This window comes from Hymenobacter negativus (genome assembly GCF_016056375.1).
GTDB lineage: Bacteria > Bacteroidota > Bacteroidia > Cytophagales > Hymenobacteraceae > Hymenobacter > Hymenobacter negativus_A.
In genome coordinates this window covers 46,515-70,869 of the sequence record NZ_JAEDAE010000004.1, presented here as the reverse complement: position 1 = coordinate 70,869, position 24,355 = coordinate 46,515, and the positions used below count along the sequence as shown (strand labels likewise).

The 24,355-nt window shown below is 63.9% G+C and carries 17 protein-coding genes and 1 tRNA gene; 7 read left to right on the top strand and 11 right to left on the bottom strand.

Translation table 11 applies throughout. The features are described 5' to 3' along the window. Positions 1-30: 30 nt before the first annotated feature. Positions 31-576, top strand: coding sequence for a DinB family protein (locus I7X13_RS10900; RefSeq protein WP_198075518.1), 546 nt, complete (start codon positions 31-33; stop codon positions 574-576). A gap of 69 nt (positions 577-645) precedes the next feature. Here the strand turns inward: I7X13_RS10900 and I7X13_RS10895 are convergent, their stop codons facing one another. Continuing rightward, positions 646-1,737, bottom strand: a complete 1,092-nt coding sequence (locus I7X13_RS10895; protein ID WP_198069277.1) for an NADH:flavin oxidoreductase/NADH oxidase — start codon at positions 1,735-1,737, stop codon at positions 646-648. 524 nt (positions 1,738-2,261) lie between these two features. Between I7X13_RS10895 and I7X13_RS10890 the strand changes: the two genes are divergently transcribed. The 4 genes from I7X13_RS10890 (at position 2,262) to I7X13_RS10875 (ending at position 6,590) form a co-directional block, all read left to right on the top strand. Then, positions 2,262-3,182 carry a prephenate dehydratase gene (locus I7X13_RS10890; protein WP_198075517.1) on the top strand — a complete coding sequence of 307 codons (921 nt, stop codon included), beginning with the start codon at positions 2,262-2,264 and terminating at the stop codon, positions 3,180-3,182. 149 nt (positions 3,183-3,331) lie between these two features. Then, entirely contained in the window at positions 3,332-4,510 is a 1,179-nt protein-coding gene (locus I7X13_RS10885; RefSeq protein WP_198075516.1) for a pyridoxal phosphate-dependent aminotransferase, read from the top strand. Further along, positions 4,507-5,352: a prephenate dehydrogenase gene (locus tag I7X13_RS10880; RefSeq protein WP_198075515.1), complete on the top strand. Its 846-nt coding sequence runs from the start codon at positions 4,507-4,509 to the stop codon at positions 5,350-5,352. The genes I7X13_RS10885 and I7X13_RS10880 overlap by 4 nt, the downstream gene beginning before the upstream one ends. 167 nt (positions 5,353-5,519) lie before the next feature. Next, positions 5,520-6,590 carry a chorismate mutase gene (locus I7X13_RS10875; RefSeq protein WP_198075514.1) on the top strand — a complete coding sequence of 357 codons (1,071 nt, stop codon included), beginning with the start codon at positions 5,520-5,522 and terminating at the stop codon, positions 6,588-6,590. A gap of 183 nt (positions 6,591-6,773) precedes the next feature. Here the strand turns inward: I7X13_RS10875 and I7X13_RS10870 are convergent, their stop codons facing one another. The 7 genes from I7X13_RS10870 to I7X13_RS10840 form a co-directional block, all read right to left on the bottom strand. After that, on the bottom strand, positions 6,774-8,537 hold the full coding sequence (locus I7X13_RS10870) for a T9SS type A sorting domain-containing protein (RefSeq protein WP_198075513.1): 1,764 nt from the start codon (positions 8,535-8,537) through the stop codon (positions 6,774-6,776). Positions 8,538-8,724: 187 nt separating this feature from the next. Further along, a complete protein-coding gene (locus I7X13_RS10865) occupies positions 8,725-10,482 on the bottom strand; it encodes a T9SS type A sorting domain-containing protein (RefSeq protein ID WP_198075512.1) in 1,758 nt (585 codons plus the stop codon). A 152-nt stretch (positions 10,483-10,634) separates the two neighbouring features. Continuing rightward, positions 10,635-12,719 (bottom strand): M13 family metallopeptidase, encoded by a 2,085-nt coding sequence (locus I7X13_RS10860; RefSeq protein WP_198075511.1) that lies wholly within the window; start codon positions 12,717-12,719, stop codon positions 10,635-10,637. A 148-nt stretch (positions 12,720-12,867) separates the two neighbouring features. After that, on the bottom strand, positions 12,868-14,460 hold the full coding sequence (locus tag I7X13_RS10855; protein WP_198075510.1) for a M56 family metallopeptidase: 1,593 nt from the start codon (positions 14,458-14,460) through the stop codon (positions 12,868-12,870). Positions 14,461-14,462: 2 nt separating this feature from the next. Beyond that, positions 14,463-14,843 carry a BlaI/MecI/CopY family transcriptional regulator gene (locus I7X13_RS10850; RefSeq protein WP_198075509.1) on the bottom strand — a complete coding sequence of 127 codons (381 nt, stop codon included), beginning with the start codon at positions 14,841-14,843 and terminating at the stop codon, positions 14,463-14,465. 153 nt (positions 14,844-14,996) lie between these two features. Further along, positions 14,997-15,425: a hypothetical protein gene (locus tag I7X13_RS10845; RefSeq protein ID WP_198069267.1), complete on the bottom strand. Its 429-nt coding sequence runs from the start codon at positions 15,423-15,425 to the stop codon at positions 14,997-14,999. 63 nt (positions 15,426-15,488) lie between these two features. After that, the gene (locus tag I7X13_RS10840) at positions 15,489-16,745 is read right to left on the bottom strand and encodes a TCR/Tet family MFS transporter (RefSeq protein WP_198075508.1); all 1,257 of its coding nucleotides are present in this window, start codon (positions 16,743-16,745) and stop codon (positions 15,489-15,491) included. 120 nt (positions 16,746-16,865) lie between these two features. Here I7X13_RS10840 and I7X13_RS10835 point away from each other — a divergent pair, with 120 nt between their 5' ends. Further along, a complete protein-coding gene (locus I7X13_RS10835; protein WP_198075507.1) occupies positions 16,866-17,966 on the top strand; it encodes an acyltransferase family protein in 1,101 nt (366 codons plus the stop codon). Positions 17,967-18,114: 148 nt separating this feature from the next. Continuing rightward, positions 18,115-18,187: transfer RNA gene (locus I7X13_RS10830), tRNA-Met, on the top strand. A 59-nt stretch (positions 18,188-18,246) separates the two neighbouring features. Here the strand turns inward: I7X13_RS10830 and I7X13_RS10825 are convergent. From I7X13_RS10825 to I7X13_RS10815, 3 genes are all read right to left on the bottom strand, one after another. Further along, on the bottom strand, positions 18,247-19,923 hold the full coding sequence (locus I7X13_RS10825; protein ID WP_198075506.1) for a T9SS type A sorting domain-containing protein: 1,677 nt from the start codon (positions 19,921-19,923) through the stop codon (positions 18,247-18,249). 78 nt (positions 19,924-20,001) lie between these two features. Further along, on the bottom strand, positions 20,002-22,527 hold the full coding sequence (uvrA, locus tag I7X13_RS10820; protein WP_198075505.1) for an excinuclease ABC subunit UvrA: 2,526 nt from the start codon (positions 22,525-22,527) through the stop codon (positions 20,002-20,004). A gap of 215 nt (positions 22,528-22,742) precedes the next feature. Further along, positions 22,743-24,269 (bottom strand): NCS1 family nucleobase:cation symporter-1, encoded by a 1,527-nt coding sequence (locus I7X13_RS10815; protein ID WP_198075504.1) that lies wholly within the window; start codon positions 24,267-24,269, stop codon positions 22,743-22,745. Positions 24,270-24,355 lie beyond the last annotated feature (86 nt).

The following is a 24,355-nucleotide window of genomic DNA, read 5'->3' as shown; positions in this document are numbered from 1 at the left end:
TACGCAGCCGCTCCAACTACCGTACACCCAATGAGTAGCCCAACGTTCCCATCCGCCCCGCCACCCGAAACCCGCGAAGTCTGGCTGCGCGGCCCGTTGCCCGACATGCCGCCGCTGCTCCAGCCCGTGGCCCACGCTCTGCTGCAGGCCCGCGAAGAGCTGACCGCCGCCATGCAGGATTTTCCGCCCGCGCTGCTCAACGAGCGGCCCGGCGGCGTGGCCTCGGTGGGCTTCCATTTGCAGCACTTAGCCGGTGTGCTCGACCGAATTTTTACCTATGCCCGGGGCGAGGCGCTTTCGGAGAATCAGCTAGCCGCTTTGGCTGCTGAGAATCCGCCGCTGGCAATTGAGGCGGATACGGTGCAGAAGTTAGTTCAGCGCTTCAGCGCACAGGTTGATAGGGCGTTGGCGCAGCTTTGCGGCACTGAGGAAGCTACGCTGCCGGAAGCGCGCGGCGTGGGCCGGGCGCAGCTGCCTTCTACCGTCATCGGCCTGCTGATGCACGCGGCCGAGCACACTACGCGCCACTTGGGCCAGCTGCTGGTAACCGCAAAATGGGTGCGTAGCGACGCATAATTGCGTCTCGTCGTTGTGCGGCAAGCGTACTCAACGGCCTCTTACGACGAGACGCAAAATATTGCGTCTCTATCGCGGGCCCGCCGCCGTGTGCACGTGCGGCCTGGCGCGCTCGTACTGCGCCGGCCACTGCACCTCTGCCCCCAAGTCCTGCGCCGCGAAGAGCGGGAAGTACGGCTCGCGCAGAAACTCCCGCGCCAGCAACACGATGTCGGCCTGGCCGCTGGCCACAATGGCTTCGGCCTCGGCCGGCGTGGTGATGAGGCCCACCGCGCCGGTCAGAATCCCGGTTTCTTCCTTAATGCGCTCGGCGAATTGCACCTGGTAGCCAGGGCCCACGGGGATGGGCGCTTTCGGCACGTTGCCGCCCGTGGAGCAGTCAATCAAATCCACACCGCGCACCTTGAGCATGGCCGAAAGCTGTACTGTGTCGTCGGCGTTCCAGCCGCCTTCGGTCCAGTCCGTGGCCGAGAGGCGCACAATGAGCGGCAAGTTCTCGGGCCACACCTCGCGGGTGGCGGCCACCACCTCCAGCAGCAGGCGGATGCGGTTTTCAAACGTGCCACCGTACTCATCGGTGCGCTGGTTGCTCAGCGGCGACAGAAACTGGTGCAGCAGGTAGCCGTGCGCTCCGTGCAGCTCAATCACCTTGAAGCCCGCCTCCAGCGCCCGCCCGGCCGCCGTCCGGAAATCGTCCACCACCTTCCGAATGCCATTTGCATCGAGGGCCGTCGGCACCGGGTAGTTGTCGTTGAATGGCACATCGGTGGGGCCGACTACCGGCCAGCCGCCGTCGCTTTCGGCCACCACACCCTCGCCCGACCACGGCCGGAAGGTGCTGGCCTTGCGGCCGGCGTGGGCCAGCTGCACGCCGGGCACACTGCCCTGCGCCGCGATGAAGGCGTTGATGCGCTGAAGCATGGGCACATGCTCATCTTTCCAGATGCCGAGGTCTTCGGGGCTGATGCGGCCCTCCGGCGACACAGCCGTGGCCTCCTGAATAATGAGGCTGGCCCCGCCCACGGCCCGGCTGCCCAGGTGCACCAGGTGCCAGTCGTTGGCAAAGCCGTCTTCGGCGCTGTACTGGCACATGGGCGATACCACGATGCGGTTTTTCAGAATGACGCTGCGCAGGGCGAGGGGTTCAAAAAGCTTAATCATAAACGGGATGCCAAGAAGATGCGAAGCTGGATAAACCCATTTTAGGGCGTTTGGGTTGTGACGAAAGTTCTCTGTCATCCTGAGCGTAACGAATGACATTATCACGTTTAACTGCTCGTTCAGCGGCGATAAGGTCCTTCGCTGCGCTCAGGATGACAGGTACTTAAAATTTGCTTTTCCTCAATCCATCCCTACCTTGCAGCCGCAAACACACCCAATGATGCTCCAGACGCGCTACTTTTTTGGCTATTATACCTTCTACGCCACCGCGTAGAACGAGCCGCCGTTTGTAGCTAACTCCACAAACTTCTTCAGCGCCGCTCGTTCTTCGGGAGGCGCTTTTTTGATGTCCGGTTTTTCGATGACCACCCTGCAAAACGTCTTTTTTTATTACGGCTATTACTTCTTCTACCCGAAGAAGGCGGCCCTTTGTTGCCAGTGCTAACCAGCGCACTGCCTGCCAACAAACCCAGGGCCACCGCATCGCGGAGGCCCTTTTTTATTGCCCATTAATCTCGCCTATCATGCCTCAGCACGTTTCTATTCAGGGTTTCCAGGGAAGTTTCCACGAAGTCGCGGCCCGCCGGTATTTCGGGGCGCAGCCGGCGCTGCTGCCCTGCGCCACCTTCGGCGCGGTGGTGGCGCACGTGGTGAACGGCACCGCCGAAGCCGGCCTGATGGCCATGGAAAACTCATTGGCCGGCAGCATCCTGCCCAACTACCTGCTGCTGGAGCGCCACGCCGTGCGCGTGACCGGCGAGGTGTACCTGCCCATCCATCAGCACTTGCTGGCGCTGCCCGGTACTACGCTGGCGGAGGTGCAGGCCGTGCACTCGCACCCCATGGCCCTGCGCCAGTGCGGCGAGTTTCTGGACCGCCACCCACACTGGAAGCTGGTAGAAACCGATGACACCGGCCACAGTGCCCAGCTCCTGGCCGAGCAGCACACTCCCGGCGTGGCCGTAGTAGCCGGCGCCCAGGCCGCCGAGCAGTTCGGCCTCCAAATCCTGGCCCCCGCCATTCACGACGACCCGCACAACTACACCCGTTTCCTGGTGTTGGAGCGTGCCGAAACGGCCACCGCTGACCCGCAGGCCGATAAGGCATCACTCTATTTCTGCGCGCCGCACGCGCCGGGCAGCCTGGCCGCCGTGCTCACCCGCGTGGCCGCGCTGGGGCTGAATCTAAGCAAACTACAGTCGTGCCCCCGACCGGGACATGCTCGTACCCCGGCAGGGGCCTGGCACTACGGCTTCCACGCCGATGTCGAATTCGATGAAATAAACCAGCTGGAGGCGTTGCGGCGGGATTTGGAAGCCGTGACGGAGGAGCTGCGGGTGCTGGGAGCCTACCGGCGCGGCCGCATGGCCGAGGCGACCGGGGAGGAAACTCCCCTCCTTACCAAGGAGGGGACGCTGGTGCGAAGCGCCGGCTGGGGTGGTTAGGGCGCTGGACGAGGCCCGAACGAATTCAGCACTACTGTTTGACGACCGCAAAGGAACCCAATGCCAAAACCACCCCCGTTTTCGCTGGCGCGAAAACATCCCCTCCTTGGTAAGGAGGGGAGTTTGCTCAACAACTTCAACCTGCTACCATGAATATCTCAATTGCCAGCCGCCTGGCCCACACGGGCGAATACTACTTCTCGCGCAAGCTGCGCGAGCTGGCTGCCCTCAACGCGGCCGGAGCTAGTATTATCAGCCTGGGCATCGGCAGTCCTGATTTGCCGCCGCACCCCAGCGTGACTGCGGCGCTGGCTGCTTCGGCGGCGCAGCCCTGCGCGCACGGCTACCAGAGCTACCAGGGCACGCCGGCCCTGCGCGGCGCGATGGCCGATTTCTACCAGCGCCACTACGGCGTGGCGCTGGACCCGGCCATGGAAATCCTGCCGCTGCTGGGCTCAAAAGAAGGCCTGATGCACATCGGCATGACGTTTCTGGAAGCGGGCGACGCCGTGCTCATCCCCAACCCCGGCTACCCGACGTACCGGGCCGTGGCCGAAATCTGCGGGGCCGAGGTGCGCGAGTACAACCTGACGGCAGCCACCGGCTGGCTGCCCGACCTCGATGCGCTGGCCCAAACCGACCTCTCTGGCGTGAAGCTCATGCTGGTGAACTACCCACACATGCCCACCGGCACGGCCGCCGATTTGCCGTTTCTCACGCGCCTGGTGGCCTTTGCGAAGGTCCATGATATTCTGCTGGTGCACGACAACCCCTACGGCTTCATCCTCAACGAAACGCCGCCCGTGAGCCTGCTGGCCGTGCCCGGAGCGCGCGAAGTGGCCATCGAGCTGAACTCGCTCAGCAAGAGCCACAACATGGCGGGCTGGCGCGTGGGCCTGCTGGCCGGCCGCGCCGATGTCATTGCCGCCGTGCTCCGCTTCAAGAGCAACATGGATTCGGGCATGTTTCTGCCGGTGCAGCAGGCGGCGGTAGCGGCCCTGGCGCTGGGCGACGACTGGTTCCGGGAGCTAAACGCCGCCTACCGCGCCCGCCGCGAGCTGGTGCTGGAGCTGCTGCGCGCCCTGGGTTGCGCGCCCGCGCCGGGCCAGACGGGCTTGTTCATCTGGGCGGCGGTGCCGGCCGGTTTCGCCGATGGCTACGCTCTGAGCGATGCCGTGCTGGCCGAAGCGCGGGTTTTCCTCACGCCGGGCGGCATTTTCGGGAGCAACGGCAACGGCTACATCCGCGCCAGCCTATGCCAGCCGGAAGCGCTGCTGCGGGAAGCGCTGAAGCGCATTCAAACTACTGTTCAGTCTGTCAAATCATGAATGTTACCGTAATCGGATTAGGCCTTATCGGCGGCTCGCTGGCACTCAGCCTGCGGCAGCACGGCCTGGCGCAGCACCTCATTGGCGTAGAAAGCAGCCCGGCCCATGCCCGCCGCGCATTGGAGCTGGGGCTGGTCGATGAAATCGAAACTGACCTGACGGCGGCCGTGCGCCGCGCCGAACTCGTGGTAGTGGCCGTGCCCGTAGATGCCATGGTGGCCGTGCTGCCGCCGGTGCTCGATATCGTCACGCCGCAGCAGGTAGTTATCGACGTGGGCTCGACCAAGCAGGCGCTGCTGGCAGCCGTGGCCGGGCACCCGCGCCGGGGCCGCTTTGTGGCCGCGCACCCTATGGCCGGTACCGAACACTCGGGGCCGGAAGCGGCCGTTTTGGGCTTGTTTGAGGGGAAAACGGTGGTGCTGTGCGACGTGGAGCACAGCGATGCCGAGGCCGTGCAGCTGGTTGAGAAGCTGTTTCAGGCGCTTCCCATGCGACTGCTGTATCTGAATGGGGCCGACCACGACGTGCACACGGCCTATGTGTCGCACATCTCGCACATCACCTCGTTTGCGCTGGCGCTCACGGTGCTGGAAAAGGAGAAGGAGGAGCAGCGCATCTTCGATTTGGCCAGCGGCGGCTTTGAATCGACGGTGCGGCTGGCGAAGAGTGCGCCGGCTACGTGGGTACCCATTTTTCGGCAAAACCGGCTCAACGTGCTCGACGTGCTCGATGAGCATTTGCATCAATTGCAACACCTGCGCGGACTGCTGGCGCGGGAGGATTACGACGGGCTGGCCGAGCAGATTCGGCAGGCTAACCACATTCGGAAGATTCTGCCGTGACGGCATGCCCCATCTGTCATCCTGAACGGAGCGAAGGGCCTTATCATGGTTGCACTGATTGAATTACTGCAAGCTGTTCAGCCGTGACAAGGCCCTTCACTCTGCTCAGGATGACAGGCGAGAATTAAAAATCAACAATCAAAAAAGCAACTACCATGAACCCAACCATGAAATCCGCCCTGTTCAACCGCCAGCCCGACGACAAGCCCTACCTCATCGCCGGGCCGTGCTCGGCCGAGACGGAAGAGCAGGTGCTTGAAACCTGCCAGCGGCTGGCCGCTACCGGCAAGGTGCAGGCCCTGCGCGCCGGCATCTGGAAGCCCAGAACCAAGCCGGGCGGCTTCGAGGGCGTGGGCACCCGGGGGCTGCCCTGGCTCAAGAAAGCCAGCGAGCTGACCGGCCTGCCCATTGCCGTGGAAGTGGCCACGGCCAAGCACGTGGAAGACTGCCTGGCCTTCGGCGTTGACATTCTGTGGGTGGGGGCGCGCACCACGGGCAACCCGTTTTCGGTGCAGGAAATTGCCAACGTGCTGCGCGGCGTTGACGTGCCGGTGCTGGTGAAAAACCCCATTCACCCCGAGCTGGAGCTGTGGGTGGGGGCCGTGGAGCGCCTGCAAAAGGCCGGCCTCACGCACGTGGGCCTCATTCACCGGGGCTTTTCGAGCTACGGCAATACCGACTTCCGCAACGCGCCGATGTGGCACCTGCCCATCGAAATGAAGCGCCGGATGCCCGAGATGCCGCTGCTCTGCGACCCCAGCCACATCTGCGGCCGGCGCGATACGCTGTTTGGCGTGGCCCAGCAGGCCCTCAACCTGGGCTTCGATGGCAACATGCTGGAAAGCCACATCGACCCCGACCACGCCTGGAGCGACGCCCGGCAGCAAATCACCCCGGAGGTGCTGCGCGACCTGATTCAGGACTTGGTGTGGCGGCACGAAACCACCGACCAGCGCGAGTTCCTCACCGCCCTCGCGGGCCTGCGTGAGCAAATCAACCAGCTCGATGCCGAGATAATGCAGCTGCTGGGCCGCCGCATGGCCGTGGCCGAGAAAATCGGCCTTTACAAGAAGGAAAACGACATCACCATCCTTCAGACCAGCCGTTGGAACGAGGTACTGGAACGCGCCCAGCGTCAGGGCGCGTCCGTAGGCCTAACCCGCGAGTTTGTGGAGCAGTACCTGGCCGCCGTGCATCTGGAGTCCATTAACCGCCAGAACAAGGTGATGGAAGGGTAGTGGTTTGTCGGGGCGTAGCTCTGTCATTGCGAACGCAGCGCGGCAATCCGTTCTGTGCAACGTGATTAGCCTTCGGACGTGAAAAGCCCCGGTACTGTGTGGTGCCGGGGCTTTCTGGTATAAGAAAATGACGGGTTTTGACAGGGCGGATTGCCGCGCTGTGCTCGCAATGACAGCTTTTTATTACTCCACCACCAGCCGGCGGGCGGCCGTGTTCTGGCCCGCTTGCACCTGCACGGCGTAGACGCCGGCGGGTAGTCCGGCTAGGCTCATCTCGTGGCGCAGGCCGGTGGTGGGCAGAGTCACGGTAAGGGTGCGGAGGGCCCGGCCCATTGCATCGCGCAGGGTGAGAGTGGCCGCGGCGGTGCCGGGCAGGGCGGGCAGCGTGAGCGTGGAAGTGCCGTGGGCGGGGTTAGGGTAGAGCGCGAAATCCGAGCTGCTCAAGGCCGAAGTGGTGGCCGTGGTGGTAAGGGCGGCAGGGTCGACGAGGTGGGCCAGGAAGTTAGTTGACGACCCGGCCGAGGAGCTGTTGAGCGTTTGGCTGCCAAAGGTGGCAGTGTTTTGGAAGCTGCCGGTCATGTACATACGGGTGCCACTCATGGTCAGGCACGAGGCCATGGTGTTGGTGACGCTGCCGCCGCGCTGCGACCAGTCCACCGTGGCAGAAGGACCGTCATCGCTGAGACGTGCCACCAGCGCGCCGCCGCTGCCGGCCGCCAGCGTGGTGCCACCGATGGTGACCGTGCTGCTGGCAAAGCTGCCCGCCAGATACACGCCGCTGGTGCCGTAGAGGGCCAGGCCAGTGCCTTTGTCATCGGCGGTGCCACCAGCCTGGCGAGCCCAACTCCAGACGGCGGTGCTACCGGCATCCTGCACCGCGGCCACGAAGGCATCAGTAGTGCCGTTGGGGCCGGCGTTGGCAATGGTGTGGCTGCCCATCACCAGGGCCGTGCTCGACATGGTGCCGGCAATGTAGATGACGGGACCGTTCACGACCAGAGCATTGCTTTGGTCGCTCCCCGAGCCGTTGGCCCGCAGGGCCCACTGCCAGGTGCTGCTGCTGCCGGCATCATTGAGCTTGGCCAGGAAGGCGTTAGAGGCCCCGCCGTTGGGGACGGTGGTGGTGCCAAAAGTAGCGTTTGGGCCCCCAATAGAGCCAGTGGCGTACACGCTGGCTCCGTTCAGGGCCAGGGCATTAACATACTTGCTGCCCGAGCCCGTGATGGCCTGCACCCAGCTAACCGTGGCGCTGGTGGGGCCATCGGTCAGCTTAACCACGAAGCCGTCGTAACCAACGCCGGCATTGGAACTGGCCTGCGAAACACTGCCGAATTGCGCCGTGGCACTGGCAAACTGCCCGCCCACAAACACGCTGTTGCCGGCCACAGCTAGGGTGTTGGCTACGTCCTGGCTGGAGCCGCCGAACTGCTGCGCCCAGTCGACAGTAGCCGAGGAGCCGGCATCGGTGAGGCGCGCCACGAAGGCATCGGTGGTGATGGAGGTGGCGCTGCCGTAGTTGGTGAGGTTGGTGCTGCCGAAGGCGGCGGTGGGGCTGATGAAGGTGCCGGCCACGTACACGCGGGTGCCGCTCAGGGCCACGGCCGTTACCTGGTCGAGGTCGGAGCCGCCGAAGCGGTAGGCCCACACAAAAGCGTTGGTAGTCGGGCTCCACTTGGCCACGAAGCCATCGGTACCGCCGGCGCTAATCATGGTAGTGCCGCCAATGGTGACAATGCCGGAGAAAGACCCCGCCACGTACAGGTCGCCGCCGAGGTTGGAAGTCGTGCTTTTAATGGATAAGTTGGAGCTGCCGCCGCCTACTACCAGGGCCGACTGCCAGAGCGGGGCAGGGGTTTGGGCCTGGGCCATCGGGGCCGACAACCACCCGGCCAGCAACAGGGCACCCGCCCGGCAGCTGCGTGAGATAAAATTGATAACGTATTTCATTTTCGTAAGAGATATGCACGCCAATACGTAGCATATCGGGTAAAGTTGGGGCGCAAAAAAGCCCCAGTGCCGGGCACCGGGGCTTTTTGATAATAAGGACCCGAATGCGGCTAATAGCTGCCAAATCAGCAAACAAAGGTCCGGCGATTTAATTGAAATTCAAGCCCGACGGGCAATTAAGGCAGCGCTACTCCACCACGAGCCGGCGGGTGGCTGCGGTGCTGCCGGCCTGCACCTGCACGGCGTAGATGCCGGGGGCCAGGCCGCGTAGGTCCAGCGGGTGGCGCAGGCCGGCGGCGGGCAGGGCCACGGTTTGGGTGCGCAGGGTGCGGCCCAGGGCATCGCGCAGGGTGAGTGTGGCCGTGCCCGTGCCGGGCAGGGCAGGTAGGGTGAGCGTGGCGGCGGTGCGGGCCGGGTTAGGGGAGAGGGAGAAGCTCAGGCTGCCCGTTGCGGTGGTGGTGGCGGTGAGGGTGGGGTCGGTAAGGGAGGCGAGGAAGGCAATATTGGCCGACGTCGTATTGCTAATAACTAAGCTGCCAAAGCTGGCCGGGGTGCCGCTGCCGCCCGCAATAGCTACCGTATGACCCGTTAGGGCGAGCACCGCGCCGTAGTCGTACCCAGCGCTGCCAAACCGGTCAGCCCAGGTGAAGCTGGGTGCAGTGCCCGCGTCAATCAGTCTCGCCACAAATCCATCGTTCGTAGAGGCGTTCGCATTTGCCAGCGTGGTAGTGCCAAAGGCAGCTGTAGCCCCCGCAAAATAGCCGGTTATGTAAACGGTACGGTCCTGCACAGCTACGGCCGATACTCGGTCGTTGCCGGTTCCACCGGCCCGCTGAGCCCACGCAAAGCCTGCACCGGTGCCCGTGTCGGTTAACTTGGCGACGAAAATATCGCTGCCCCCGCCGCTGACTAGCGAAGTCGCGCCAAAGATTCCCGTGCCAACAAAAACGCCTGCCAGGTAGATATCGGAGCCTTTGATGGCCACCGCCGGCTGGCTGTCAACGTCGGCTTGCTGCGCCCAATCGAAGCGCCCGGAACCAGTATCGGTCAGCCGGGTGATAAACAGGCTGGCGGCCGGGGCGTTGGTTTTGGTCAGCGTGTAGGCACCGAAGGTAGCCGAGCTGCTATTGAAGCCGCCCAGGACGTATAGGTTGGTTCCATTCGATGCTAACCGTGCAACCAATTCGTTGCCGCTGCCACCGGCCCGTTGGGCCCAGTTAAAGGTGCTAGTGGCCCCGCTATCCGTGAGCTTGGCCACAAACACGTCGGAGGAGAAGCCGTTGGCGTCGGCATTGGCGAGCACCGTCGAGCCAAAACTGGCCGTCGGACCATTAAAGCGTCCAGCCAGGTACACCCCAGTGCCGTTTACCACTAGCCCGCTCACGGCATCATCCGCAGCCGAGCCCGCGCTTTTCGCCCATACAACGCTGCCGGAAGTACCGCTATCCGTAAGCTTGGCTACGAATACCTCACTGAAATAGCCCGTCGGGTCGCCGTTGTTCTGCAGCGGGAGAGAGCCAAGGGTTGCCGTTGCCCCTTTGAATTCGCCCACGACATACACACTGGTCCCCTGCACGGCTACGCCGGTGATGGTTTCCTCAACTGGCCCGCTCGTTTGCTGTGCCCACACTACGCGGTTGGTCGCAATATTCCATTTTGCTACAAAACCGCTACGGGTAAGGGCTGAGCCATTGCTGCTGATGAGTGTAGCATTGCCCAAGCTAATGGTGCCCTGAAAAATGCCCGCCAAATATAGATTCCCAGTCCCGTCGGTAGCAGTGGCACTAATGGATAAATAAGAGGCGCTCGTGGTTTGACATTGGCATAGGGCGGTTGCCACCTGCCAGGCCGGGGCCTGGGCCCGCGCCGCCGGCCCGGCCAGCCACAAGAGCAGCAAAAGCGCCGCTGGGAGGCTGCCGCGCAAGAAAGAGGAAAGGTGTTTCATGAAAAGGAAAGAACGGCCGCCCGTTGGTAGAAGGCCAGGGGTAAAGATATATACACAAAGAAGCCCCGGCGCGCGGACACCGGGGCTATTTTGCGAAGGATAATCAAGCGGCGCGGGGACGCGGATTCGCAGAGTCCGCGCTACGGTTCGGGCTACCAGATTACGGCCCTATCAGTGGCGCTGCGGGTCATTTTGCTGCCCTCGGGGCAGCCGAAGGCCTGCTGAAACTGCGGCATGTTCATGATGGGCCCGATGGTGCGGTACTGGCCGGGCGAATGTGGGTCGGTGGCAATTTGCTGGCGCAGGGCCTCGGGGCGGATGTTGGTGCGGCGCAGCTGGGCCCAGCTCAGGAAGTAGCGCTGCTCGGGCGTGAAACCGTCGTAGTTGGGGCGCGGGCCGTTGCCGTAGCGCTGCTGGAGCTGCTTTTCCAGGGCCCCGTACACCACCGTCAGGCCGGCGAAGTCGGCCAGGTTTTCGCCCATCGTAAGCTGGCCGTTCACGTGCACCGAGTCCAGCGGCGAGAAGGCGCTGTACTGCTTGCCCACCACGGCGGCGCGCTTCGTAAACTCGGCCGCGTCGGCCGGCGTCCACCAGTCGCGCAGGTTGCCCTCTGAGTCGTACTGCCGGCCCTGGTCGTCGAAGCCGTGGGTCATTTCGTGGCCCATCACCCCGCCAATGGCCCCGTAGTTGATGGCGTCGTCGGCCTTGGGGTCGAAGAACGGAGGCTGCAGGTAGCCGGCCGGAAACACGATTTCGTTCATCGGCGGGTTGTAGTAGGCGTTGATGGTGGGCGGCGTCATGCCCCACTCGTTGCGGTCGATGGGCTGGCCGAAGTGGGCCGCCTCGCGCCGGCTCTCCCAGAGGCGGGCCGCCAGCAGGTTTTTCAGGTACGAATCGCGCGAGATGGGCAGGGCCGAGTAGTCCTTCCACACGTCAGGGTAGCCGATTTTCACGCGCAGGGCGTTCAGCTTTTTCAGCGCCTCGGTCTTGGTGGGCGCGCTCATCCAAGTGTTGGTCTTGATGTGCTCAGCCATGCTGGCCTTGATGTTGGCCACCATCTCCAGCGCCCGCGCCTTGGCCTCAGGGCTAAACGCATGGTCCACGTATAGCTGCCCAAACGCTTCGCCCAGGTAGGCATCCGTGGCCGCCTGAATGCGTTTCCAGCGCGGGGCCTGTTGCTTGGCCCCGGTCTGGGCCTGGCTGTAGCGGAAGGCCGCCTCTGCATACGGCGTGGGCAGCGCACTCGCCACCGAGCGCACCAGGTGCCAGCGCAGGTAGGTTTTAAGGTCGGGCAGGCTCTCGGTTTTCAGCACCGCGTTCACCTCATCGAAGAAAGCCGGCTGGCCGATGATGATTTCCTGCGCCTTGCCGAGCTGCATGCCCGCCAGCATGGCCTTGGGGTCGAGCACGGGGTAGCGCTGCTGGGCGGCGGCCACGGTCAGCTTGTTGTAGTTGGTCTGCGGGTCGCGCAGCTCCACGGGCGTGCGCGAGGCCTTCGCCAGGCGCGTTTCGATGCGCTCTACGGTAGCCGCGTCCACCTTGGCCACCGCGGGGGCCGTGCCTAGCAGCTCAAACACCTGCTGCATGTAGGCGCGGTAGGCGGCTTTCACCTTCTCGGTGCGGGCATCGGTTTTGAAGTAGAAGTCGCGGTTGGGCAGCGTGAGGCCGCCCTGGTTCATCTGCACGGCGTACTTCGTGGTTTCCTTCTCGTCCACGTCCACCCCAGCCCGGAAAAACGGACCCGCCCCCAGCTCCTGCAAACGCACGATTTCGGCCCGCAGCCCAGCCGCGTCGCGCACGGCCGCCACGCGGTCCAATTCCGGTTTCAGTGGCGCCAGGCCGGCCCGGTCAATGGCCACCGTGTCCATGGCGCTGGCGTAGAAGTCGCCCACCTTCTGGGCATTGCTGCCGGGAGCGGCGCTGCGGTTGGCCGCCGCGTCTTCCAGAATCTTGCGCAGCAAATCCTGGGTGCGGTTGCCCAGCAGGTTACGCGGCCCCCAGCTGCTGGCGTAGCTCGGCACGGGGTTGTTCCGCAGCCAGTTGCCGCCCGAAAACTGGAAGAAGTCGTCGCACGGGTTCACCGCGCGGTCGATGTCGGCCATATCGAGGCCCACGCCTTTGGGGGCCGGGGCTGCTGCGGATACCGGGGCGGCGGCCGTGGTCACGGCGGCGGGCTTGGTGCCGGCGCAGCCGGCCAGGGCCAGCAGGGCGGCGGCCGCGAAGTATTGGTTATTCATAAGAGCAAAGAAGAAGTATGTACACTACTGCAAAAAGCTCCTAAAGAAAGCGGATTGCTGCCAGGATTGCATCCCGACAACAAAAAGCCGCTTTCTTTGGTAAGAAAGCGGCTTTTGGAAGAAGATATCAGGCCAATGGCTCGGAATGTTAGTGGGCCGCGCTACTGGCGTACGATTCCGAAATGAACTGGCCCGCGCCGTCAAACAGCACATAGCCGGGCCGGCGGCCAATCACAATCTGGGCCTGATAGCGCGAGGGACTACCGTTGGGGGCTTTCAACTCCGTCACGCCCAGCAGCCGGGCGGCGGGGTAATGCTGAGTGATGTAGGCCAGGGCGGGCGCGGCCAGGTAGGGCACTGGCTGGGCGGCCGGAGCCACGGCTCCCACCGGCTTGTCAGCGGTGGCGGTGCCTACAGGCTGGCCTTTCGCGTCGAAATATTGCATCTTGGTCTGGCCGCCGTCCTCAAACTGGGCGCGGTAGCGCGGTGCGGCCGTGCCGGCTTTAGCATCGGGGCCAATGAAATTTACCTTGGCGTTGGGGTAGGTCTTTTGCAGATAATCCTGGGCAGCGGCAATGGCGGCTTTTTGCTCAGGCGTGGCCGGCATCAGAGGGGCTACCTTATCCACTTTCTTCTTGAGTGCCAGCACCGCGGCCGAGTTCTGGTTCGCGGTAGTGACAACGATGGCCACCGCCCCACTGGCCGTGCCAAACACCTGGCGGGCCTGCTTTTCGTTCAGCATGTTGATGTAGGCAATGCTTTTGGAGTCTAGAGCATCCACCGTCGCCTTATCGCTCAGCTTGCCATCGAGGTAGTACACGGCCGGGCCGGGCGCGGCCAAGGTTGAGGGCGCAGCAGCAGCGGGCGACAGCGCCGCGCCCACGCCCAGTGCCAGGCCCAATGCCAGCGGTAGGGCCAGCAAATAGCGCCCGGTCTGGGCCAATGCGGAAGCAGGGGAGTTCATCATGATAACACGGTTTTTGAGGGTTGGAAATGTGAAAGAGGTAACAAGGGAAGGGGCTGCAGCGGCATGGCTAAGGCGCAGCAAACTGTACTGGTAGGCTCGGCGGTCGACGAGGCCGGTTTCGAGCACGGCCTCGTCGGCCAGGTATTCGAGGTTGTCGAGCAGGGCGCGGCGCAGCAGCCACGCGGCCGGGTTGCACCAGGCCGCCGCCTGTGCCAGGTGGGCCAGCAGCACGTCCAGGGTGTGCCACTGGCGCACGTGCACCTGCTCGTGGCGCAGCACGGCGGCCAGCTCGAGCGTGGCGTGCTGCTCCGGGTTCAGGTAAATGGTTTGCCAGAAGGAAAACGGGCTAATTGGCTCATCCAAAACCCGCACCGGTAGGCCCTGCACTACTGCCGGCCGCGCCCGCCGCCGCAGCCGCGCCAGTGCCAGCAGCTGCACCAGCAGCCGGGCCAGAAGCGCTGCTGCCCCTGCCGCGTACAAGGCCACTCCCACGGCGGCCCAATCTATCGCTGGGGCCACGGGCACCGCCGGAGCGGCACCGGGAGCGGCCCCCGTAGCTTCGACCATCGCAAAGACTACGGTGGGAGTGGCCTCGGCCGGCAGCAGCGCCGGCATCGGCAGGGCCGGGTACACCGCCGCAAACAGCAGCGCAAACACCAGGTAAGCCCGGTTCAGGGTGAAAAATGTGAGCCGGCGCAGCAGCCCGAAATACGCCGCCGCAAACAGCAGCAGCGCCACGTTAGCCTTCAGCAGATAGAGGAGAATCGGCAGCATGGCTAGTCCTCCTTCTTGCTTTCGATGAGCTTGATAATCTCCTGCAAATCGGCGGCGCTGACCTTGTTTTCCTGCGCGAAAAACGACACCAGGTCCTTGTAGGAGTTCTGGAAATGCTGCTTCACCAGCGTGCCCAGCGAGCGGCGCTGGTAGTCGTCGGCCGTCACCAGTGGCACAAAGCGGTAGGAGTTGCCCAGCTTTTCAGCGCGCACGTAGCCCTTGCGCTCCAGGTTGCGCAGGGTGCTGGCCAGCGTGGTGTAGGGCGGGGGCGGGGCCGGCAGGCCGTCGAGCACATCCTTGACAAAGCCGCCGGCGGGCAGCGGCCAAAGCACGCGCAGGGCGTCTTCTTCGGGTTGGGTGAGGCGTTCGAGCGAGGTGGTCATAAATAGAATTACGATTGTGTCGTAAATCTACGATGTTTTCGTAATAATGGTGCAGTCCGGTTTGAAATAATTTTGTTCGAAAGCAAAAAAGGCCGTTTCCGATGAGAAAACAGCCTTTTGAGAAAGTAAAAAAATGGCAGTGTCCCCCAGGGTTCAGTGCACCTTATCGGTCTGCTGAATTTGCAGCCACCGGATGGCCGCCCCCTCATCGCCAAAAAACGAGATGGCGAAGGGCTTGTCGTCATAGGCTTCGGCCGAGATGTAATTGGGCTGCTGCACGATGGTTTCGTGCAGCGCCGGCCCCACCAAGTAGGCAATGAATAACCGCCCTCCCAGCCGCCGGGCCATGCGCGGAAAGAAGTCGTTGAGCAGCCACTGGGTGGTGTGCGGGTCGTTGAGTGTGCGGCGGCGAATGTCCTGGAGCCAGAACCGGCAGTTTTCCTCCAATGCCACCGCCTCCACGTGCTGGTACACTGCCGGGAGTTCTTGTGGCACAGGCTGATGCGCCCAGCGCCCAACCAGAATATCCAAATCGGGCCGGTGGGCTAGCTGAAGCAAGGACTGCGGAGTTTCAGACGTCATACGCAAAGAAATTGAGCGGCAAAGTAAGGCCCGGGCGGCCGTTGCCGCCGGGCTGCTGCGCCGCTAGTGCGCCGGCACCGCCTCGGCCGGAGCCGTGCTGAGGGCCACGGGCGGGTGCTTGCGGAGCGAGCGCACGGCCAGCGCCACGCTGCCCAAGGCCAGCACCGCCCCCAGAATAAAGGGCGCGCCGGGAAAGTATATCGGAGCGCCTTTGCGGGTGAATTCGCCAAATAAATAGCTCATCATCAGCGGCCCCGCCACGCCCGTCACGCTGATGAGGCTGGTGAGCGCGCCCTGCAGCTCGCCCTGTTCGGTGGGCGGCACCTGCCCCGAAATGGTGCTTTGCAGCGCCGGACCCGAAATGCCGCCCAAGCAGTAGGGCGCCAGGAAAGCCAGCATCAGCCAGCCGTTGGGGGCGAAGGCGAACAGCACAAAGCCCACCGTGTAGCACAGCAGCCCGATGACGATGGCGCGGGCCGCCCCCAGCTTCGGAATGGCCACCCGCACCAGCCCGCCCTGCACCAGCCCCGTGAATAAACCAATGACGGCCAGTGAAATGCCCACCAGCTTTTCGGTCCAGCCAAACTTGAGCATGGTGTAAAACGTCCAGACCGACTGCGTGGCCGAGCCCGCCAGGTACAGCAGCACCAGCGCCGCCACCAGCCCCGACACGGCCGGGTACTTGCCCAGGCGCAGCAATGAGGCCACGGGGTTGGCCCGTCGCCATTCAAACGGCCGGCGTTTGTCGGGGGCCAGCGACTCGGGTAGCACGAAATAGCCGTAGAGTACGTTGCACAGGCTCAGCCCGGCCGCCACCATAAATGGCACGCGCGGGCCAAAATGCGCCAGCAGTCCGCCCAGCGCCGGCCCCACAATAAAGCCAATGCCAAAGGCCGCGCCCACCAGGCCGAAGTTCTGGGCCCGCTTTTCGGGCGTGCTGATGTCGGCAATGTAGGCCGTGGCCGTGGTGAAGCTGGCGCCCGCCACCCCCGCGATTATGCGGCCCACAAACAGCCAGGCCAGCGTGGGGGCAAAGCTCACAAACACATAATCGAGCCCCAGGCCCAGCAGCGAAGTGAGCAGCACCGGCCGCCGCCCCAGCTTGTCGCTGAGGCCGCCCATCACCGGCGCAAAGCAAAACTGCGCGCTGGCATAGGCAAACGTGAGCCAGCCCGAATAAATAGCGGCCCGGCTCAGGCCCTCTCCCGTGAGCTGCTCGATAAGCTTGGGCACCACCGGAATGATGATGCCCAGCCCGATAACATCAATCAGGATGGTGACGAAAATGAAGCCAAGGGCAGGGGAGCGTTTCTCAGACATAAGCAAACGGGCGAATAAGCCGCCGGGCGGCCGCGTGGGAGGGCAAAGGTCCGCACAAAGCCGATTACCCGGTTCCGGCCGGCCCGCTGCCGCGTAATTTCGCGGGCCTTTTATTCGAGAATGTCCACCGCACCGCCTTCCACGCCCCTTGCTTTTCGCCCCGAGCTAAACGGCCTACGCGCCGTGGCCGTGGGCGTAGTGGTGCTGCAGCACTGGGTGCACCCGCCGTTTCCGTTTGGCGAGATGGGCCGGGCACTGTTTTTCGTGCTCAGTGGCTACCTCGTGTCGGGCATTATCTGGAAGTATGGCGCCTACGTGGGCGCGCCGGGCGGCTGGGGCCCGCAGCTGCGCACGTTTTTTATCCGGCGGGTGCTGCGCATCATTCCGCCCTATTACCTGGCCCTGGCCGGCTGCTACCTGCTGCCCCTCGAAACCGTGCAACAGCACCTGAGCTGGTTTCTGCTGCCGGGCGCCAACCTACTGTTCTATAAGATGCGCGGCTGGGGCGACGGCTGCGGCCATTATTGGACCCAGGCCGTGGACGAGCAGTTCTACCTGCTTTGGCCGTTGGTGCTGGGGCTAGTAGGCCGGCGGGTGTGGCCGCTGCTGGGATTAGCAGCGGTGGCGTGGGCGTTCCGGCTGTTCTGGCTGGTGCAGGTGGGTTCGGGCATGATGCACCTGCTGCTGCCCTCCAGCCTCGACCTGTTTGCGCTGGGCACGCTGCTGCGGCTGGGCCAGCGCCAGGCCTGGCTGGCGCGGTGGCGCAGCGGCTGGCTGGTGCTGCTGGCCTGGGGCGCTTGGGCCGTGGGCGTGCGGGCGTTCGATGGCAGCCCGTGGGCACTGGCCTGGCACGGCAGCTTCGGAACGTGCATTGCCGGGGCAGCTTTTCTCACCATCAACTGGCTGCTGGGCAGCCCCAGCGCCGCCCGCCGCCTGGGCCTGCTGCAGCCCGTGGCACAGTGGATGGGTCGGCGCAGCTACGGCTTCTACCTCTATCACCTGCCGCTGTTTGTGTTCTGGCAGCGGCTGGTGTATCATTTTGTGCCCGATGCCGTCGGGCGTACCACTTGGATGGGGCCACTGCCCACGCTGCTGGTGCTAGGCCCAGTGCTGGCCGCAATGGCCGCTGCCTCCTGGCATTTCGTGGAAGAACCGCTTGACCGTTTCAAAAACCGCTTTCAATACCAAAAAGAGAGCGTTACGGTGGCCGAAACGGCATAGACGCCAAAGCGTGCATTACCTGTGTGTTACGCTCATAAATGTTGGCTAACTACAGCTTGTGTTAGAAAAAATGCGAGTCAAAAGGGCGAAATAATAACGGAAAGCTTGTTTTGCCGGAAAGTTTGCTTACCTTTGCAGAACCAAACAGTGCGGGGTGGAGCAGTTGGTAGCTCGTTGGGCTCATAACCCAAAGGTCACTGGTTCGAGTCCAGTCCCCGCTACCTAAAAGGCCGTTTCCAATGTGGAAACGGCCTTTTCTTTTGTGCCAAATTTCGATTAGTTATTCCACGGACACTTTGCCAGCCAGCGTCTGGCCTTGAACGTCAGTCGCGCGCAGGGTGTAGAGGCCAGGTGCCAAGCCCTGCACCGATATGCTGGCATCGGCAGCCACCGGAGTTTCGCGGGCCACGCGGCCCAGGGCATCAAACAGCTGGACGCGGGTGCCCACGGCCAGGGCCGGCAGCTGTAGCCAAGTGGTAGCAGGGTTGGGGTAGGCGGCCAGCTGAGCTAAGGCGGCCGCCCGGGTAGCCAGCCCCACGCTGCCCAGCCGGGCCACGTAGGCTTCGAACGGAGCAGTGGTGCTAAGCACCTGCGCGCCGAAGGGACAGGTGCCACCGAAGCGGCCCCGCACCACCAGGTTCTCATAAGGGTCGAGAGCGAGGTAGGTGCCGATGTCGTTGGCCGGACCTCCGGCCTGCTGCTGCCAGCGGAGCTGTCCCTGAGGAGTGTACGAAGCCACCACCACATCGCCCAGGCCGGCGCTGGTCAGGGCCGCACCGCCAAACTGTGCTGTGCCATTGAAGTTGCCGGTAGTGTACACATTGCCGGCGGCGTCCAGCAGCACGTCATACAGGCCGTCGGAATCGCTGCCGCCCACGGCCTTCACCCACAGCTGGGTGCCCTGGGGCGAGTATTTTACCAGGCAGCCATCAAAGCTGCCAAAGCCAGCCAGGGTGCTGCTGCCAAACGTGGCCGGCCCGCTGAAATAGCCCGCCACGTAAATGTTGCCGGCCGCATCCACGGTGCCGTTGACGGCGCGCTCGATACCGGTGCCGCCAAACTGCTGCGCCCACTCGGGCGTGCCGGTGGTACCGAAACGCGCCACCAGCACGTCGGTGAGACCTCGGCTGCTGAAGCTGCCTACGCCAGCCACGTTGAGGGCCTGCGAAAACTGGGTCAGCAGGTAGAGCTGGCCGGCGGGGGCTACTATCAGTTGCGGGAAATAGTAAGTAGTGGTGCCCCCCGTAGTAGGCGCGTATTCGAGGCCCAGGGTGAGTTGCTGCAGGGCCCCGGTACCCGCCGAAAAGCGGCCAAGAAAGGTGCCCTCCGCATTGCTGGCCGAAGTGGAGACGGTGCTGCTGCCGATGGTGAGGGTGCGGTACATCAGGCCCCCCACGCACACATTGCCGGCGGCATCGAGGCCCACCCCGCTCATCGTGCTGCTGCTGACCACGCTGGGGCTGCTTTGCTGGGCCCACACGGGGGTGCCCTGGGGCGAAAAGCGCACCAGAAAGCCCTTGCTGGAGCCGCCAGTGGTGCCGGCATCAAGCTGCAGGGTACTGCCGTTGCCCAAGGCAATGGTGCCCGTGAACGAACCCACCAGGTAGGCATTACCGCTGGCGTCGACGGCGACTTCAAATGCTGAATCGTAGCCGGCGGAGCCGATTTGGCGCACCCACAGCAACGCCCCACTGGGCGAGAACTTGGCCAGGTACCCATCGGTGCTGCCCTGGCTGGTGAGCGTGACTCCGTCGAGGGTGATGTTGGTGTTGAAGCTGCCGGCTTCGTAGGTATTGCCGGCGGCATCGATGGCCGCCCCGCCCGCGAATTGCGAGCCCGTGCCCAGGCTGCGGGCACTGGTCCAGGCCGGGGCTGGCATCGTCTGGGCCGAAGCCGTCAGCGCGGTGCCGACGGCCAGCCCGGCCAGCGCGGCGCGCAAGCGTAGCATGAATTTCATGGAAATCAGGAAAGGAATTGAGAACTGAGGCGCAATCTAGCACAGTTATCAGCTTTGTACTCAGAATTGTAGTTGGGCTTAGTTACCCAGAAATGCCCTTAAATACGGTGCGGTGCGGCTGGCTTTGGCCTGCGCCACCTCGGCTGGGGGGCCGGCGGCCACTACGCGCCCGCCGTCTTCGCCCGCGCCGGGGCCGACGTCAATAACCCAGTCGGAACCGGCCACTACGCGCATGTCATGTTCCACCACGATGACAGTGTTGCCGGCGGCTACCAGGCCTTCGAGCTGAAGCATCAGCTTCTCGATGTCGGAGGGGTGGAGGCCGGTGGTGGGCTCGTCGAGCACGTAGAGCGTATTACCCCGGCCAATGCGCTGCAGCTCAGTGGCGAGCTTGATGCGCTGGGCCTCGCCGCCCGAAAGCTCGGTGGCGGGCTGGCCGAGGCGCAGGTAGCCCAGGCCCACCTCGCGTAGCACGGTGAGGGCGCGGAAGATGGCGGGCTCGTCGGCGAAGAATTCCCAGGCGTCGTCCACGGTCAGGCCCAGCACTTCGGCGATGTTGCGGCCCTGGTACTGCACTTCGAGGGTTTTGGCGTTGTAGCGCGCGCCGTGGCACACCGGGCAGGGCGCGTACACGCTGGGCAGAAACAGTAACTCGACCATCACAAAGCCCTCGCCCGAGCAGTTTTCGCAGCGCCCCTTGGCTACATTGAAGGAGAAGCGGCCGGCGTCGTAGCGGCGCTTGCGGGCTTCGGGCGTGGCGGCGAACAGCTTGCGCACATGGTCGAACAGGCCGGTATAGGTGGCCATGTTGGAGCGCGGCGTGCGGCCGATGGGCTTCTGGTCGACGCGCACCAGGCGCTTGATTTTGTCCAGTCCGGCGGTGATGTGGCCGCCCAGTGTAGCTGGCGCGGGCGGGGCCAGCGGGTCGGTTTCCTCTTCTTCGGCCTCAATGGCCTGGCCCAGGCTTTCGGCCACCAATTCCACCAGTACCTGGCTCACGAGACTTGATTTGCCCGAGCCCGACACGCCCGTGACCGTGGTGAACACGCCCAATGGAAATTCCACGGACAGATTTTCGAGGTTGTTGCGCGTCACGCCGGCCAGCTTTAGCCAGCCGGTGGGCGTGCGGGGCGGCGTGTCGGGCAGGGCGGGCGCATCGAAGAGAAACTGGCGCGTCTGCGATTCGAGCACGAGGCGCAAGCCCTCCGGCGGGCCGCTGTAGAGGATTTCGCCGCCCTTTTCGCCGGCGGCCGGGCCCACGTCCACCAGCCAGTCGGCCTGGCGAATTACGTCCAAATCGTGCTCCACAACAAACAACGAATTGCCGGCGCTTTTCAGGCCGGCCAGCGCGTCGAGCAGCGCCTCGGTATCGGCCGGGTGCAGGCCGGCGCTGGGCTCATCAAGCACGTACACCACGCCGAATAGGTTGGAATAGAGCTGGGTAGCCAGTCGCAGGCGTTGCAGCTCGCCGGGCGAGAGCGTGGGCGTGCCGCGCTCCAGCGACAAATACCCCAAACCCAAATCGAGCAGCACGGTAAGTCGGGCCGCCAAATCCTCGGCAATGCGCCTCGCCACAATGGCTTGTTCCGGGTGTTCCTTATCGTGCTTCTGCTTCCCAGCCTTGCCCTCCGCAAACGGCGCCAACAGCGCCGCCAGCCGCTTCAGGGGCAGGCGCGACATCTCGGCAATGTCCAGCCCGGCAAATTTCACGCTCAATGACTCGCGGCGCAGGCGCTTGCCGTGGCAGGTGGGGCAGTCAGAGCCCAGCATGTACTGGGCCACGCGCTTCTTCATCAGCGCGCTCTGGGTGGTGGCGAAGGTGTGCAGCACGTACTTCTTCACGCCCATGAAGGTGCCCATATAGTTCGGCGGCTCGCGGCGCTTGATGGCGCGCTGCGTCTGCTCAGGCGAATAGCCGGGGTACACCGGCAGCACGGGCTGCTCCTCGGTGAACAGTATCCAGTCCCGGTCCTTCTGGGGCAAATCTTTCCACGGAGTATCTACATCGTAGCCCATACTCACCAGAATGTCGCGCTGGTTCTGGCCGCCCCAGGCCTGGGGCCAGGCCGCAATGGCCCGCTCCCGAATGGTGAGCGTGGGGTCGGGCACCATGCTTTGCTCCGTCACCTCGTACACGCGTCCCAGGCCGTGGCAGGTGGGGCAGGCCCCCTCGGCGGTGTTGGGCGAAAAGGCCTCGGCGTAGATGATGCCCTGCCCGGCCGGGTAGTCGCCGGCCCGAGAGTACAGCATCCGCAACAGGTTGGAGAGCGTCGTGACCGAGCCCACCGACGAGCGGGTGCTGGGCGCGCCGCGCTGCTGCTGCAAAGCCACGGCCGGCGGCAGTCCGTCGATGGCCGTCACTTCGGGCACGGCCATCTGGTGAAACAGCCGCCGGGCGTAGGGCGACACCGATTCCAGGTACCGGCGCTGAGCCTCGGCGTAGAGCGTGCCAAACGCCAGGCTCGACTTGCCCGAGCCCGATACACCGGTGAATACCACCAGCGCATCGCGCGGAATGTCGACGTCGATGTTTTTGAGGTTGTGCTCGCGGGCGCCGCGCACGCGCACGAAGCCGGAATGGGGGTTAGAGGCCGATTTGTTCATTTTCAGAAGCGGGTTGTACCAGCCGTCATACGGTGATTCGGGCGGCGGTAGCACAAAGTCCATCCATCAGCATTGGTGCATGCTGAACCGTATTCAAACTGCCCCCTTGAAATAGAAAAGCTTACCAGTGCAGTGGCTGCAGCAGGCCGACGGCGGCTTAATGATGCTTTGTTGCGCTGCGCTGGCCTTCCCCACAAGAATGCGGAACTTAGAAACTATTGGGCCAGCGAAGGCATGGTGGCCGCCGAGGCTACCGAAGCCGCCGAAGCAGGCTGAGTGGCCGTTTGCCCACGCATCAGCAGCAAGTAAACCAGCCCCGATACCGCAAAACCCACAAACCAGGCATAGTTATAAACGGCCACCAGGGCCGGCCACACCGTGCCTTTTTCCAGCACGCCGATGGCCGTGAGGAAACCCGGCACGTTGGGCAGCACCCCGATGATGAGGGCAATAATGGCGGCCGGGTTGAAGCCGCCCCGATAAGCGTAGCGGCCGTGGAACTGATACAAATCAGGCACGTCGAGCTGCTGGCGGCGAATGAGGTAGTAGTCCACAATCATGATGCCGCCGATGGGGCCGAGCAGCCCCGAATAGCCCACCAGCCAAGTGAAAATGTAGCCCGACGGGTCGGCAATCAGCTTCCAGGGGAATATCAGCACGCCCAGCACGCCGGTGAGGTAGCCGCCGGTTTTGAAGCTGATGCGCTCGGGCGCGAAGTTGGCAAAGTCGTTGGCCGGGCTCATGATGTTGGCCGCGATGTTGGTGGCCAGCGTGCTCAGGGCCACGGCAATCATGGCGAAGCTCACCAGCAGCTTGCTGTCGAAGCGACCGGCCAGCACCACCGGGTCCCAGATGGTTTTGCCGTAGATGATGAACGTGGCCGAGGTCACGACCACGCCCACAAACGAGAACAGCGTCATGGACGCGGGCAGCGCCAGCGCCTGGCCCAGCTGCTGCGCCCGCTGGCTCACGGCGTAGCGCGTGAAGTCCGGAATATTGAGCGAAAGCGTGGCCCAGAAGCCCACCATGCCCGTGAGTGAGGGGAAGAAAAACGCCCAGAATGCCGCGCTATCCGCGAATTTGCTCGGCTGCGCCAGAATCGGCCCCAGCCCGTGCCCAGCTGATATGGCCCACCACAGCAGCGCCAGCGCCGCCAGCGGCAGGAAAAAAGCCTTGAACACCAGTAGCTTTCGAATGCTGTCGACCCCGAGGTACACCACGTACATATTCAAGGCCCAAAACAGGAGAAACACCAGCGCCGGCCCCGTGGCCAGCGCCCAGCTGGCCGGAAAAATGGCCGGCAGCGTGCCCAGCGAAGGCACCCACAGCACGGCCATTTGATAAAGCGCGTAGCCGCCAATCCAGGTCTGGATGCCGAACCAGCCGCAGGCGATGATGGCCCGCAGCAGGGCCGGCACGTTGGCCCCGCGCACCCCGAAGCTGGCGCGGGCCAGCACCGGAAACGGAATGCCATAGCGCGCCCCGGCCCGGCCATTGAGCAGCATGGGGGCCAGCACAATGGTGTTGCCGAGGAAAATGGTGAGCAGCGCCTGCCGCCAGTTCATGCCGCCCTCGATGAGCGAACTGGCCAGCATGTAGGTCGGGATGCACAGGCTCATGCTAATCCAGAGCGCGGCGTAGTGGCCCGTGCCCCAGGTGCGCTCGGCAAAAGGCACTGGGGCCAAATCGAAGCTGGTAAGCCCGGGAGCGGGCGTGGTGGAAGTTTCCGTAGAGGTGCTCATGCGATTATCCGTAAAAAGGCCGGGCTAATGTAATCACCTAAGCCATAAGTACGTCATGCCGGGCGCAGCCGAGACGTGACGTTCTT